15 protein-coding genes are annotated in these 13,660 nt (G+C 43.9%); 9 read left to right on the plus strand and 6 right to left on the minus strand.

Annotated elements, in window-relative coordinates:
* Positions 1–30 precede the first annotated feature (30 nt).
* The 9 genes from ACVHUV_RS04325 to ACVHUV_RS04365 all read left to right on the plus strand — a co-directional run bounded on the left by ACVHUV_RS04325 (position 31) and on the right by ACVHUV_RS04365 (position 9,796).
* Complete coding sequence (locus tag ACVHUV_RS04325) at positions 31–1,161, plus strand: sensor histidine kinase (RefSeq protein WP_317943554.1); 1,131 nt, start codon at positions 31–33, stop codon at positions 1,159–1,161.
* Positions 1,158–1,763 (plus strand): response regulator, encoded by a 606-nt coding sequence (locus tag ACVHUV_RS04330; RefSeq protein WP_462086241.1) that lies wholly within the window; start codon positions 1,158–1,160, stop codon positions 1,761–1,763. The genes ACVHUV_RS04325 and ACVHUV_RS04330 overlap by 4 nt, the downstream gene beginning before the upstream one ends.
* Before the next feature lie 468 nt (positions 1,764–2,231).
* Entirely contained in the window at positions 2,232–3,503 is a 1,272-nt protein-coding gene (gene kynU, locus ACVHUV_RS04335) for a kynureninase (protein WP_462086242.1), read from the plus strand.
* A complete protein-coding gene (gene kynB / locus ACVHUV_RS04340) occupies positions 3,500–4,135 on the plus strand; it encodes an arylformamidase (protein WP_462086243.1) in 636 nt (211 codons plus the stop codon). The genes kynU and kynB overlap by 4 nt, the downstream gene beginning before the upstream one ends.
* Complete coding sequence (gene kynA / locus ACVHUV_RS04345) at positions 4,128–4,946, plus strand: tryptophan 2,3-dioxygenase (protein ID WP_317943473.1); 819 nt, start codon at positions 4,128–4,130, stop codon at positions 4,944–4,946. The genes kynB and kynA overlap by 8 nt, the downstream gene beginning before the upstream one ends.
* Before the next feature lie 1,084 nt (positions 4,947–6,030).
* Positions 6,031–6,891 (plus strand): D-alanyl-D-alanine carboxypeptidase family protein, encoded by an 861-nt coding sequence (locus ACVHUV_RS04350; protein ID WP_462086244.1) that lies wholly within the window; start codon positions 6,031–6,033, stop codon positions 6,889–6,891.
* A 61-nt stretch (positions 6,892–6,952) separates the two neighbouring features.
* Complete coding sequence (gene dsdA, locus ACVHUV_RS04355) at positions 6,953–8,257, plus strand: D-serine ammonia-lyase (RefSeq protein ID WP_462086245.1); 1,305 nt, start codon at positions 6,953–6,955, stop codon at positions 8,255–8,257.
* Between the two features lie 176 nt (positions 8,258–8,433).
* Positions 8,434–8,832: a hypothetical protein gene (locus ACVHUV_RS04360; RefSeq protein ID WP_462086246.1), complete on the plus strand. Its 399-nt coding sequence runs from the start codon at positions 8,434–8,436 to the stop codon at positions 8,830–8,832.
* Positions 8,833–8,944: 112 nt separating this feature from the next.
* Positions 8,945–9,796 carry a dimethylarginine dimethylaminohydrolase family protein gene (locus tag ACVHUV_RS04365; protein WP_462086858.1) on the plus strand — a complete coding sequence of 284 codons (852 nt, stop codon included), beginning with the start codon at positions 8,945–8,947 and terminating at the stop codon, positions 9,794–9,796.
* A 72-nt stretch (positions 9,797–9,868) separates the two neighbouring features.
* On the opposite strand, the gene ACVHUV_RS04370 is transcribed toward ACVHUV_RS04365, so the two are convergent.
* The 6 genes from ACVHUV_RS04370 to fmdA form a co-directional block, all read right to left on the minus strand.
* Positions 9,869–10,249 carry a type II toxin-antitoxin system HicA family toxin gene (locus tag ACVHUV_RS04370; RefSeq protein ID WP_371390344.1) on the minus strand — a complete coding sequence of 127 codons (381 nt, stop codon included), beginning with the start codon at positions 10,247–10,249 and terminating at the stop codon, positions 9,869–9,871.
* A gap of 15 nt (positions 10,250–10,264) precedes the next feature.
* On the minus strand, positions 10,265–10,747 hold the full coding sequence (locus tag ACVHUV_RS04375) for a hypothetical protein (RefSeq protein ID WP_462086247.1): 483 nt from the start codon (positions 10,745–10,747) through the stop codon (positions 10,265–10,267).
* 288 nt (positions 10,748–11,035) lie between these two features.
* Positions 11,036–11,182 (minus strand): hypothetical protein, encoded by a 147-nt coding sequence (locus tag ACVHUV_RS04380; RefSeq protein ID WP_317943484.1) that lies wholly within the window; start codon positions 11,180–11,182, stop codon positions 11,036–11,038.
* 61 nt (positions 11,183–11,243) lie between these two features.
* Positions 11,244–11,795: a Uma2 family endonuclease gene (locus ACVHUV_RS04385; protein ID WP_317943485.1), complete on the minus strand. Its 552-nt coding sequence runs from the start codon at positions 11,793–11,795 to the stop codon at positions 11,244–11,246.
* A 118-nt stretch (positions 11,796–11,913) separates the two neighbouring features.
* A complete protein-coding gene (locus ACVHUV_RS04390; protein WP_317943487.1) occupies positions 11,914–12,183 on the minus strand; it encodes an FmdB family zinc ribbon protein in 270 nt (89 codons plus the stop codon).
* A gap of 20 nt (positions 12,184–12,203) precedes the next feature.
* Positions 12,204–13,382 carry a formamidase gene (gene fmdA / locus ACVHUV_RS04395; RefSeq protein WP_317943489.1) on the minus strand — a complete coding sequence of 393 codons (1,179 nt, stop codon included), beginning with the start codon at positions 13,380–13,382 and terminating at the stop codon, positions 12,204–12,206.
* Positions 13,383–13,660 lie beyond the last annotated feature (278 nt).

Below are 13,660 nucleotides of genomic sequence, written 5' to 3' on the forward strand. Positions count from 1 at the left end.
ACAATGAATGGAACAAGGGCGGTGAAGTTGATGCAAAAATGGTACAGTATTATCCCGAAAAGTCCGTGGCTTAGTATTTACGCTTGGATCATTTTTTGTCTCCTTCCGTTCTTTTTCATATTCAAATCATGGGCTGCTCTTGATATTTCAGTCGGTATTAGCTTATTGCTACTGTTCTTCATTTCCTATTTCTTTTCATTCAAATCAAAGAGCGGGCTCGTCTATATGTGGCTCAGCTTTGAAATGGCCATCAATGTCGTCATGACGCTGTTGTTTGGTTATGTATATTTCTCCATTTTCACCGCGTTTTTCATCGGGAACATCCGAAATCCTGTAGGCTTTTTCATCATGTACGGCCTACATATTGCGTTTACGATCGGGGCCGTAGTGGCGGGCTTCTTCATTGATCTTAACCTGTTCCTGCCGCAAGTGCATTTTATTATTATCACGATTATCGGGGTCATCTTGTTGCCGTTTAACTTGTACAATCGCAGCAAACGCGAGAACTTGGAAGGACAGCTAGAAGATGCAAAAGATCGTATTTCCGAATTAATCCTGCTAGAAGAGCGTGAGCGGATTGCGCGTGATTTACATGATACACTTGGACAAAAGCTGTCGATGATTGGTTTGAAAAGTGATTTGGCGAAGCGATTGATTCACAAAAATCCTGAGAATGCGGAGAAGGAACTGAATGATATTCGGCAAACTGCGAGTACAGCACTAAAAGAAGTGCGAGAACTTGTAGCGGATATGCGCGCGACGAAGCTTTCGGATGAATTGCTTCGGGTTCGTCAAATCCTCTTAGCTGCAGAAATTGACATGAAATTAGAAGGCAATCCGATTGTCACCTCAATTCCTTCAAACGTAGAGAACGTATTGAGTATGTGTTTGAAAGAGGCCGTCACAAATGTTGTTAAACATAGTGAAGCAACGGAATGTATCATTCATTTCAAGCAAACCGGTGATTCGATTTCAATTATTGTGCATGACAACGGTGTCGGAATGAAAGAGCAGAAATCAGTGAGTAGTGGGTTAAAAGGGATGCGAGAACGATTGGAATTTGTCAATGGTTCATTGCAAACTGAAAATGATCGAGGAACAAAATTGACGATTAATATGCCGGTTGTGATTACTCATCAAGTAGAGGAGGGTTTGTCATGATTCGAATTGTCATCGCGGAAGATCAGGGAATGATGTTGGGCGCACTCGGTTCTTTATTGAACATGGAAGACGATATGGAAGTCGTGGGAATGGCGAAGAACGGCGAGGAAGCTGTTCAACTCGTCAAGGCGCACGCCCCTGATATTTGCATTATGGATATAGAAATGCCTGTGAAAACCGGTCTGGATGCAGCAGAAGAGCTTGTAGGAATGGAATGCAAGATTATTATCCTCACAACGTTTGCTCGAGCTGGATACTTTGAACGCGCACGAAAAGCCGGTGTAAGAGGTTATTTACTAAAAGATAGCCCAATCGAGGAGCTCGTCACTTCCATTCACGCCATTCAAGATGGTCGACGCATCTATGCCCCTGAGCTTGTCGACATCGCCTACGAAGACGACACGGACAATCCACTCACGGATCGCGAAAGCCAAGTACTTGAACTAGTAGCCGAAGGAAAGACGACAAAAGAAATTGCCGGAGAACTGTATTTGACGCAAGGAACCGTGCGGAATTACATTTCGACCATACTCGAGAAATTGGAAGTCGGCAATCGCATTGAAGCAATTTCACGTTTTAAGGAAAAAGGTTGGTTTAAATAATACGTTTTCCTTAACATTCGCTATCCAAATAAACAACCGACTCTTCTAACAACACGTGTGAGAGTAGGTTGTTTTTTCTTTTGTGTATTTCACCCTTTGTTAAGATTTCAGAATTGTTTTGGTGCCTGTCCCCAAAACGATTCTGAATCTTTCACGGGACGTTTGTAGGTTAGTGTTTTTCGGCGAATCGGTGATAACGAGTCAGAAGTCGGTGATAACGGTCGGAGAATCGGTGATAAAGTGCTCAAAGTCGGTGATAACTACGTGAGAATCGGTGATAACGAGTCAAAAGTCGGTGATAACACTTTGAACAACCTACCTGTGCACGAAGAGGTATCTGACTCATTACTCATCAACCGTCTCCAGTAAAGAATCGAAAAAGGCTGGCCGGAACGCTGGTCTTTTTGTGTATCGTGGGCAGGCTGTCATATGCTATGCTTTTCTCAACGAACAGAAAGGGGAATCTGTATGAGACAACACACGCTGTCAACAGCACAACAATGGGATCGGGAAGACAAACTTGCCGCGTATCGGGATGAATTTTACATACTTGAAAATACGATTTACATGGATGGCAATTCACTCGGTTTATTATCCAAACGAGCAGAGCGCACGTTGCTACAGTTGCTCGAATCTTGGAAGACACTCGGCATTGACGGGTGGACGGAAGGGGAGCATCCGTGGTTTTATCTTTCCGAAGAAGTCGGTAAGAAAATGGCACCGCTCGTTGGTGGGAATGCAAACGAAGTGATCGCCACAGGCTCAACGACAACAAACTTGCATCAGCTCGTTGCGACTTTTTATAAGCCGATTGGGAATAAAACAAAGATACTCGCGGATGAATTGAACTTCCCTTCGGATATTTATGCGTTGAAAAGTCAGTTGCAGCTAAAAGGGTACGAGCCGGATGAGCATTTAATCCGCGTGGCTAGCTCGGATGGTCGGTATTTACGAGAAGATGACATCATTGCAGCGATGGCGGAAGAGGTTGCGCTTATCGTTTTACCAGCGGTTTTATATCGCAGCGGCCAAGTGCTGGATATGGAAAAGTTGACAAAAGCCGCAAATGAACGGAACATTCCAATCGGGTTCGACCTTTGTCATTCTGTCGGATCCGTTGAGCATGCTTTGCACGACTGGGGCGTGGACTTCGCATTTTGGTGCACGTATAAGCATTTGAACGGCGGTCCCGGTTCCGTCGGAGGGTTGTTCATTCACGAAAAGCATTTTGGCAAAGCGCCAGGCCTAGCTGGTTGGTTCGGTTCGAAAAAGGCATCACAATTTGATATGGCACATACAATGGATGCGGCTACAGATGTCGGTGCATACCAGATTGGTACCCCTCACGTATTGAGTTTGGCTCCCGTGATCGGTTCGCTTGAAATGTTCGAGGAAATTGGCATCGAAGCAATCCGTGAAAAGTCATTGAAACTGACAAACTATATGTTGGCGTTAATTGAACAAGAATTAGCAGATGCAGGCTTTACGATCGGCAATCCAATCGATGAATCTCGCGGTGGACATCTTTTGCTGGAACATGCAGAAGCAGCGCGGATTTGCAAAGCGTTAAAGAGAGATGGCGTCATCCCGGACTTCCGTGCTCCGAACGGTATCCGGCTAGCACCTGTAGCCTTGTATAACACCTTCGAAGACGTCTGGCACACCGTTCAAAAGTTAAAGGTCATTATGGACGAAAAACGATACGAACAATTTGAAAATAAAAGAGGTGTCGTCGCATGACGGGAAAGTGGATCGATATTTCACAGCCGTTGCATAACGGCATTGCAGAATGGCCAGGGGATACGCCATTTACGTATGAAGTCGCTTTTCCAAAAGCAGTAACCGGTTCGGTCAATATCGGAAAACTGACAACGAGTACGCATATGGGGACGCACATTGATGCGCCGTTCCATTACGATGATCAGGGAAAGAAAGTACATGAATTGCCGCTTGACGTCTATATCGGTCGAGCGAAAATCATTGATGTGACGGGCCTTGAGAGCGTCGGCCGTTCCGATGTGGAAGCGCACGATTTCGGTGGAGCAGAACGAATTTTATTAAAAACAGGAAGTCGACCAGATCCAACTATATTTCCAGAAACATTTACAGTGCTCCGAGCAGATATTGGTCCGTTTCTGAAAGAACGCGGTGTAAAACTCATTGGTGTAGATACGCCATCCGTTGACCCCGAATCGAGCAAGACACTAGACGCGCATCATGCCCTCCATGACAATGGAGTGCTCATTTTGGAAAATATCGTACTCGATACAATCCACCCAGGCTTTTATGAATTAATCGCATTACCATTGCCAATTGCGGGAGCGGATGGAAGTCCAGTGCGCGCTGTTATAAGGAGACTAGACGATGAGTGAAAAAGGAATTCATACAGATTTTAGAGAGAACATGACATACGGCGAGTACTTGCGCCTGGATAAAGTCTTATCGAGCCAAGAACGGTTATCGGGTCATCATGACGAAATGTTGTTCATCGTCATCCACCAAGTGAGCGAACTATGGATGAAGCTCATCTTACATGAACTGAACACGGCAATTGAGTTGATTGAAGAAGATGAACTACCAGAAGCGTTCAAAATGCTCGCCCGGGTTTCAAAAGTGCAATCACAAATCATCCAGGCATGGGATGTCCTTGCGACAATGACGCCAGCTGAATACATGGAATTCCGTGATAGCCTCGGCCGTGCATCAGGTTTTCAATCGTACCAAAACCGTCTCATCGAATTTGCGTTAGGGTATAAACAGCCACATATCTTGAAAATTTACGAGAAAGACCCAGCGCTCGCACGCGAATTAACAGCAGCATATGAAGCACCTGGAATTTATGATGTTGCAATTCGTGCCCTGTCACGAGCAGGCTTTGCGATCAATCCAGACTTGTTGAACCGCGATTTCTCGGTTACATACAAAGGGGATCCAACGGTTGCGGCAGCATGGCTCGACGTATACCGTGATGTCGACACGTACTGGGATTTGTATCAACTCGCCGAAAAACTCGTCGATATCGAAGACAGCCACCAACAATGGCGCTTCCGCCACATGAAGACGGTGGAGCGTATCATCGGATTCAAAGCCGGCACAGGCGGCTCCTCAGGCGTCAATTATTTGAAGTCTGTACTGGATCATCAGTTTTTCCCTGAACTATGGGACGTCCGAACAAAATTATGAGTATCTCAAAGAAGCTGCCGCGCACCATCTCGGCAGCTTTTGTTATGTATGAATAATAGGTAATGATGACAAGAAGATTTCTGTGTTAGAAATTACGTTGAAATAAAGAGAAGTACAGCATTTGCGTTCTATCGATCACTTTCACAATTCTAATAAACAATTTGTTACGAACGGCCTATCCCTCGAAAGCAACCCGTTAAAGTGTGAAAGGCATTTAGCGCGACAAAAACAATTCGGTAGAAGCAATTACCCGCGAAACAAGCAAATTTCATCAAGCTAAGCATAACTCTTTATAACGCCGCAAATTTCTTTCAAACAGCTCATATATCCCCGAAACGTGGCAAACTTCCTCAGAACGCCGCATAACTCCCCGAAACGCGGCAAACTTCCCCAGAACGCCGCATAACTCCCCGAAACGCGGCAAACTTCCCCAGAACGCCGCATATCCCAGCCAAACGCCGCATACCCCACCAAACAAAAAAACTCCACCAACTCACTCCGTTGGCAGAGCCTCGTCTCTTAACATAATTGTCTTACTAAAGATAGCGCAGTTCGCTGTGTGGGCGCTACGAATTACCAATCTACAGAACCACAGCCGGATTGGCCAAAACCTCCATTTTCAGTTTAGTTAGCAATGAACCCGTCGAAATGATTTCTCATCGACTGTAGGAACCCCTCCCCGAACCGTTGTGACTCATTGCCCCAACCTTGGATTGCCCACTATGCACAAAGCCTGCTCGCTCGCACTTACTTCACAAAAAGCAAGGCGAACAATGGACTGCGCCAGTTTGCGGATAAATTCCAACCAGTCTTACTAAATGAGCGTTCCCTACAACCATCTATCAAAAATAAATTGGTCCTCATCACAATATAGTATCGTTTCACCATTATGATGACTGGAAATACTAAATCACCACCATCATTGACGTTGTATACTTAGAATATTCTGCATGAGGCAAGGTGGTGTGTGCACTTAGACTGCATGCATATCAATGAAAATCTTCAGTAATTCTTCAGAAATAAGATGCATAAATCTTCATCTTCATTGTAGACAATAAAAACACTACGAAAAAGGTGGGATTCTATGAAAAAACGAGTACTCATTTTACTAGCCGTTGTGGGAGCGGCATTGTTTTTCTTGAACGATAAAACGTCGAAAAAGGAAGCAGTTCCTTTAAGTTACGATGCAAAGGCTGCAATTGTTATGAATGAATCAGGAAAGGTATTGTATGAAAAAAACAGCAAACAAGCACTTCCTATCGCAAGCATGTCAAAACTGATGACACAATATATTATTTTAGAGGCAATCGCCAATAATGATCTATCTTGGGCTGACAAGTACGAGCCGTCCGCAGTAGCAATGAACCAAGACCGGCATGCCGTGAAATTGGGGATGGACACAAACTCCACATACACCGTGAGAGAATTATTCATAGCAATGACGGTCATTTCCGCAAATGACGCAACAATAGCACTCGCAGAAATGGTTAGCGGCTCTGAAGAAGCATTTGTCGTTGAGATGAACAAGCGTGCCAAGCAGTTAGGTTTAAAAAACACACACTTCGTCAATGCGACAGGGTTGGATGCAGACGAGACCAATCAAGCTACTGCACGAGATGTCGCTGCTATTGCCCGAACAGTACTCAACGAGCATCCGGAGATTCTGGAGTTCACACGTATGACCGATTTCACAACTGATGAAGGTGTAAAGAGATGGTCTACAAACCTCATGCTTCCTGGGATGCCTGAAGCAATGCCGGGTTTGGATGGACTTAAAACAGGTTACACGGAAATTGCCGAATCGTGCTTTGCGAGTACCGGAATATTTAATGGAGAGCGCATTATTACCGTCGTCATCGGTGTCGAAGCGGATGGTAAAGACACGACGACACCCCGATTTTATTTAACACGTGAATTAATTGATTCATATGTGTTGAATAAATAAAAAATTCGCCGCTGCATGCTATACTGAAACAAATCATTCACATAGCAAAGGGGTCGATAACATGCTACAAACCGAACAATGGATTAAGAAATTGCCGCTTCTTCAACAAATCGTCGATAAAAAGGAAGTCCTTTGGGTAAACCCTTTAAACGGAAACAGTGCGAAAGGTATTGAGCAATCCGGCATTTCATTCAAAGACGTCAAAGAGGCAAGTGATCGTTTACAACGGTTTGCCCCCTACATACAAGCGGTTTTTCCTGAAACAACTGAAGCACATGGAATCATTGAATCGCCATTAACGGCAATTCCGGAAATGAAACAAGCGCTAGCCCATACGTATAACACGGATATACCAGGTACGTTACTGATCAAACAAGACAATGCATTGCCTATCTCTGGTTCTATTAAAGCCCGTGGCGGGATTTACGAAGTGTTGAAACATGCTGAAACACTTGCCATAGAACAGGGACTGATCTCACCGGAAGACGATTACGCAAAATTCGCAGAACCCGCATTCCGTAATGTCTTTGCCAAACATAAAATTGCCGTTGGTTCGACAGGTAACCTTGGATTGAGCATCGGTATCATGAGTGCGCAGCTCGGCTTCAATGTCACCGTGCATATGTCCGCAGATGCAAAACAATGGAAGAAGGACTTATTGCGTGAAAAAGGAGTTACAGTTGTCGAATACGCAGACGATTACAGTAAAGCGGTTGAGGAAGGTAGACGCCAAGCGGAATCGGATTCTTTATGTCATTTCGTCGATGATGAGAACTCGCTCGACTTGTTCCTTGGATACGCTGTTGCGGGGGAACGGGTAGCTGCGCAATTAAAAGAACAAGGAAGAGTTGTAGATGCGGATCATCCACTATTCGTCTACTTGCCATGTGGAGTTGGCGGAGGACCTGGAGGCGTTGCCTTCGGATTAAAGCTGCAATTTGGAGACAATGTCCACTGCTTCTTTGCTGAGCCGACAAACGCGCCATGCATGACAATCGGAATGATGACACAGCTTCACGATAAGGTTTCTGTCGCAGATTTCGGATTAGACAATCATACTGCAGCGGATGGACTCGCTGTTGGCACACCGTCAGGATTTGTCGGTAAAAAGATGGAACCGCTGCTCGCAGGTTGCTACACCATTTCAGACGACACCATGTTTAAACTGTTGACAATGACGGCAGACACAGAGGGAATCCGCCTAGAACCTTCTGCATTAGCGGGCATGACAGGTCCTATTCACACAATACAGAACGCATTACCACTTGCAGATTTGTCGTCAGCGACCCATCTCGTATGGGCAACAGGCGGAAGCATGGTCCCAGAAACCGAAATGGATATATACTACGGAATTGGCAGGAAATAATCGCTATTTCCCGGGAAATCGACAAGATAAGGGAAATAATTTACGGAAAACAAAAATTATTGTCTAACAGTGCCATCAGAAGCTCAACTTTCATCTCTTCCAGCAACGTAAAGAATCTGTAACGAAATTCCGCAATCATTCGTCTACTCATAAATACGTATGCTGGAGGTGCACGCATGAAAAATGATGTCTTAGCCATACTTTTGTTAAGCTTATGTCTCTTGTCAGCATGTTCAGATGCAAAAACACAAAAGCTAGAAGCGTTCTTTCAAGACGCAAATATCGAACACGTCGATAAAGTCATCATCCAAGACGGTTCGACGGGCTACTCAAAAGAAATGGTTGACGAACAGCAAATTGATGATTTCTTATCCCGAGTAAAAGATATTGAGTATTCACCTCAAGAAAACCAAGAAGGCAGCGTTGGCTGGCGTTATGCGATTACGCTTATTGACGGTCAAACAGAATTCAAATTTACTTTACATCAAATTGGGGATACCTACTATGACACCAATCCAGACATTCATCCAATCGTAGACACTTACTACAAAGAGTTGGATCTTGAAGAGAAATAAACGCTGAAAGGACCTCTGCTTGGGGTCCTTTTTAAATGGATTCAAAACGTTTACTTCAATCTGGATAGGGAATAACAGTATGGAGAGAAAAATAGATGTGGAGGATGAAACGATGAGCTCCCCAGTGGAAGATAAATCAGCAACCCAATGCAACACAGAGTATGATGCATTAAAGCGAGTGATCATATGCCAACCAAAATACATGGCAATAGAAGACGTCATCAATGACGTACAAGAAAAGTACAAAGACGAAAACATTGACGTCGAAATTGCGATGAAACAACATAAAGAATTTGAAAAACTGTTACGGGAGCATGGCGTGGAAGTCATTACACTGCCCGCATCCGAAAAATTCCCGGAACAAGTATTCACGCGTGATATCGGATTCACAGTCGGTGATGAAGTGTTCGTTGCCGAGATGGCAAGTGACATCCGAAAAGGCGAAGAGGAAGCGTTAGAAGAGTTTCTGGAAGAAGAAAATATTGACTACCAAACAACAGTCGATCGGGTAGAAGGTGGTGATGTGATTGTTGATCGCGACAAGGTGTACGTAGGCATTAGCAGTCGTACATCTGACCAAGCTGTCCGCAATCTACAACGCGATTTGCCCAATCACCAAATTATCCGCGTACCATTTGATGAAAAATACTTGCATCTGGATTGCGTGTTCAACATTCTATCACCAACGACAGCACTCATTTTCCCTGAAGCCTTGCCAGCAGAAATGGTCGAGATGCTTACGGAGAAATACACATGCATTGAAGTGTCAAAAGAGGAACAGTTTACACTCGGTACAAATGTATTATCCATCGGGGACGGCAAAGTGTTTAGCCAGCCTAAAAACAAAGAAGTAAACAAAGCGATGCGCGCTCACGGATTTGAAGTCATCGAAATTGACTTCTCCGAAATCATCAAATCCGGAGGCTCTTTTCGGTGTTGCTCAATGCCGTTAGAACGTGAATGACAAATTAATCAAACTGTAACCCGCGGAAAGTTGTAGCTTCGCGCGGGTTACAGTATGATGGCGATTATTGGTTTACTGCGGAAATGTGTTCGGTATCTTCACAAGTACATAATCACTCGTCCACATTTGAGTCGTGGCGATTAAGCGTTCATCGTCTTTCGTAAAAAATAGACCGCTGCCATCTTTCTCAACGAATTCCCAACCATCTCTTTCAAGCAACACCTTCACCTCTGCATCGACACCGGCCATTCCGTTATCTCCATATCGTGTCATATACCAAAAATTAGCTTCATCCTCACCGACCTTCACCAATCGATCTTCGGAGCGTTCAAGTGCTTCTATAACCTCTTTTCCTTTCGCTCCTTCAAAGGGGAGAGCTGGAAACCGATTCATATACACAACGACACCAATGACGACGGTTATCAGTGCTAACAATAGCACAATCTTTCTCACGATCAGTCACTCCTTTCATTCACGATCCATTGCATCTAACTGTTCTTTCGCTTTCTCGACAATCCTTCTAATGAGTTCATCTTCCGTCAACTTCTCACTATTATCCCCATAACGGTAATCATCTATGAGTTCGCTCAACGCGAACCAAGTAGCAGAATCAGCATCAGGAAAATCATCACGCAAGACTTGATAGAGCGTGTATGCATGGTCAAGTGCTTTCTCTTTTTCTTCAACAACTTTTGATAATAAACAACGCGTAACCTGCATACTGCATGCTTCAATGGAGGGGCGTTGTATCGCTAATTCACGAACAGCCCGATGAAAGTAGTTTTCCACTTCAAACGGATTAAACGGTGTACGTAAAGAAGCGAGCATAAGTAAAGAGGGAGAAGTTTGGTTGTTTTCAAGCAGACCAATTGCCCAACAAACATAATCATTCGGTTCTGCCGTCATTTTATGTATTTTATAAAAAAGTAGGTCTGTATGTATTTTTCTCACGCCTTCTAAAGGAATTCTCTTATAACTAAAACGATTGTTACTTGAAAAATGTTTCATTGGAAAGCGTGATTGGGAACTTTCTAGTCGTTTAGTTGCAATGAAGTACTGTAGGAAGAGGAGCGGGAAAGTTGGTGTAAATGTTCGAATCGGTGGTAAAGGGCGGAGGATCGGTGATAAACGACCAAAAAACGGTGATAACTGTATCCGTACCTGTGATGCGAAAAACGAAACATCGACTTTGCTTGCTGACCAACAAAAAAAGGGCTACCAACTGATAGCCCTTGCTCATTAAACATCCGATTCCACAATATGATTCGTCTCATGCATGGAACTTTCATAGGCGATCAATGTTACGCCCAATTCATCCTCAAAATCACTCAACAATTTCAACTGCTCAGCATTTAACTCTGCAAGCGGCACACGGTCCGGCATCATCATCCACCACTCCTATCCTGTTTACGGTTAGCGTGTCCAGGACGGTATGGACTATACAAGCTCAAGCAAATAAAATACGCTTTAACTCAATTTTTAAATCAGGGAAAAGGAAGGAACGTAATGTATCAGAATGTCCGAAAACTGCACGCTCACGATAACGGCGTTCAGACAGACCATATACTTCAACTGTTTGATTGTGCGCATCGACTATCCAAAACTCTTGGACACCACTACGTTCAAACAACTTGAATTTTTGATTTCGATCTTTGAGCGCCGTAGAAGGTGAAAGAACTTCAACAAGTAGATCAGGACATCCAATTGCCCGATGCTCACAAATTAGTTCCCTCCTGCAAAATACAGATACATCAGGTTGTACGATTGTATAATCATCTGATTTATCCAATTGTACATCAAAAGGAGCGATAAATACTGCGCATCCATCTGTACCGAAATAACTTCGCAAAGCAAAAAACAACTCGCCCACAATCCGTTGATGTGTCGCTGATGGTGCTGGTGTCATATTGAACGGAACACCATCAATCAGTTCCCATTGTCCATCCCAGTGACTGACTTCCTTAATCATGAATTTATGTGTAGAGTCCGTCTCCGTCATCCAATTCACCACCTCAAGTTTGCCTTCATTTTACCACAAACCAAGCAACCTTTCTGAAATAAACAAAAAATCCACAGAAACAAACGAATGCTCCGTGGATTTCCAATAGCTTGTCCAATCAACCCACTTGCCAAGGCCGATTCATCTTTTTCTTCTTTTTAGGCTGCTTAGGGCCTAACTCGTTCCGTGTCATTCGTTGGGGCTCCATTCCTTTTTCAATTCTAGAACTGACGGCTCTAGAAAGTTTGTGGAGATTTGGTGCGAGAAATACGCGTGTCCCAACAGCATGACAATGAGGGCATTCAGCCGTTTCTTTATTGCCAGACATGGATTTAAAGAATAATGTAAAGTCTCCACAGTCCTCGCATCGGAATGTATAACTAGGCAAGGTGAACCCTCCTCATTCAATCACTTAGGTCGAATGTCTTTATCGAAAATTTGTGTAGGAATCGCAATTGTACAGCACGCATTTGGAATATCCACAATCCCATTAATGCGCCCCTCAACAGGTGCGGTACTCAACAACATGTACGCCTGTTCGCCCGTGTACCCGAGCGTTTTTAAATACTCAATGGCGTTTAAACAAGCATTTCGATAAGCAAGATTGGCATCTAAATAATGTTGGCTGCCATCGCGGTCATCTACAGAAATTCCTTGGAAGACAAGGAAATCATTATAATTTGGTTCAACTGGACCAGGCTGGAATACAGGATTCTCTTCAATCTTGTACTTTTCCATGCCACCCTTAATAATATCTACTTTTAGCTCAATCCAACCGGACATCTCGATTCCGCCACAGAACGTAATTTCCCCGTCCCCTTGTGAGAAATGAAGGTCCCCAACAGATAACTTGGCTCCTTCAACGAAAGTCGGGAAGTAAATTCTCGAACCTTTTGATAGGTTTTTAATATCGCAGTTTCCTCCGTTTTCACGAGGCGGCACTGTCCGGGCACCTTCTTTTGCAATTCGATCAAATTCAGCGCCTTTTAAATTTCCGAGTACGACACTTTCAGAAGTAGGTGCGTTTGCTAGAGCAGGAACACGGTTTGGATCTGTATCAATTAACTTCTGCTCACGGTCATTCCACTTCTGCAATAGTTCCATAGAAGGCGCAACCCCAATGAGTCCTGGGTGAATCAACCCTGCAAATTTAACGCCTGGCACATGACGGGAAGTCGTATAAATCCCTTCGAAATCCCAAATCGATTTAGCCGCCTCTGGATAATGATCGACTAAGAAACTACCACCATTCTCCTTTGCGAAAATGCCATTAAACCCCCACTCATACCCCTGATGTGCTCCAATATCCAAAATATCTACAACGAGCAAATCACCAGGCTCTGCACCATTCACATACACCGGACCACTTAATACATGGACACGCGTCAAATTAACGGTTCGTACATCTTCCGCACTATCGTTATTTTGAATTTGTCCATCGGTCCATTCCTTGCAATCCATTCTAAAAGACGTTCCAGGGTCTACAGAAAAAGCTGCGGGTATATCCGGATGCCACCGATTGTGTCCCGGATGTGCCTGCTCCTCCATCGGCTTACTCAAATCCAACGCATACATCGTTTTTGCCATAATCCTTCCCCCAATCCTAGTTTTGAATGCGCTTTCATACTACCAATAACATAGTGATAAGTCAAATAGATAGGAATTTTCCATAATGTCTAATTATGATAGATTTACTCTCTTGTGCACCTGACTCACTTAAGCAACCTATTCAATCAAAGCACTTTTGATATCTTTATCAACATCTTTGACTGCGCATAATTCAACTCTGCATTTGGAATATGAATCGGCATTATGTACTAATCGCGATGCTAATTACTAATGCTAAACCTAAAAACACTTAAGCC

It is taken from the genome of Sporosarcina saromensis (assembly GCF_054901285.1).

Excerpts from the sequence above, each read along its gene's own strand:
- kynU (WP_462086242.1), top strand. The coding sequence starts at position 2,232 with ATGAGACAACACACGCTGTCAACAGCACAACAATGGGATCGGGAAGAC.
- ACVHUV_RS04380 (WP_317943484.1), bottom strand. The coding sequence starts at position 11,182 with ATGATGCCGGACCGTGTGCCGCTTGCAGAGTTAAATGCTGAGCAGTTG.
- ACVHUV_RS04330 (WP_462086241.1), top strand. The coding sequence starts at position 1,158 with ATGATTCGAATTGTCATCGCGGAAGATCAGGGAATGATGTTGGGCGCA.
- ACVHUV_RS04385 (WP_317943485.1), bottom strand. The coding sequence starts at position 11,795 with ATGACGGAGACGGACTCTACACATAAATTCATGATTAAGGAAGTCAGT.
- fmdA (WP_317943489.1), bottom strand. The coding sequence starts at position 13,382 with ATGGCAAAAACGATGTATGCGTTGGATTTGAGTAAGCCGATGGAGGAG.
- dsdA (WP_462086245.1), top strand. The coding sequence starts at position 6,953 with ATGCTACAAACCGAACAATGGATTAAGAAATTGCCGCTTCTTCAACAA.
- ACVHUV_RS04365 (WP_462086858.1), top strand. The coding sequence starts at position 8,945 with ATGAGCTCCCCAGTGGAAGATAAATCAGCAACCCAATGCAACACAGAG.
- ACVHUV_RS04350 (WP_462086244.1), top strand. The coding sequence starts at position 6,031 with ATGAAAAAACGAGTACTCATTTTACTAGCCGTTGTGGGAGCGGCATTG.
- ACVHUV_RS04325 (WP_317943554.1), top strand. The coding sequence starts at position 31 with ATGCAAAAATGGTACAGTATTATCCCGAAAAGTCCGTGGCTTAGTATT.
- ACVHUV_RS04360 (WP_462086246.1), top strand. The coding sequence starts at position 8,434 with ATGAAAAATGATGTCTTAGCCATACTTTTGTTAAGCTTATGTCTCTTG.
- kynB (WP_462086243.1), top strand. The coding sequence starts at position 3,500 with ATGACGGGAAAGTGGATCGATATTTCACAGCCGTTGCATAACGGCATT.
- kynA (WP_317943473.1), top strand. The coding sequence starts at position 4,128 with ATGAGTGAAAAAGGAATTCATACAGATTTTAGAGAGAACATGACATAC.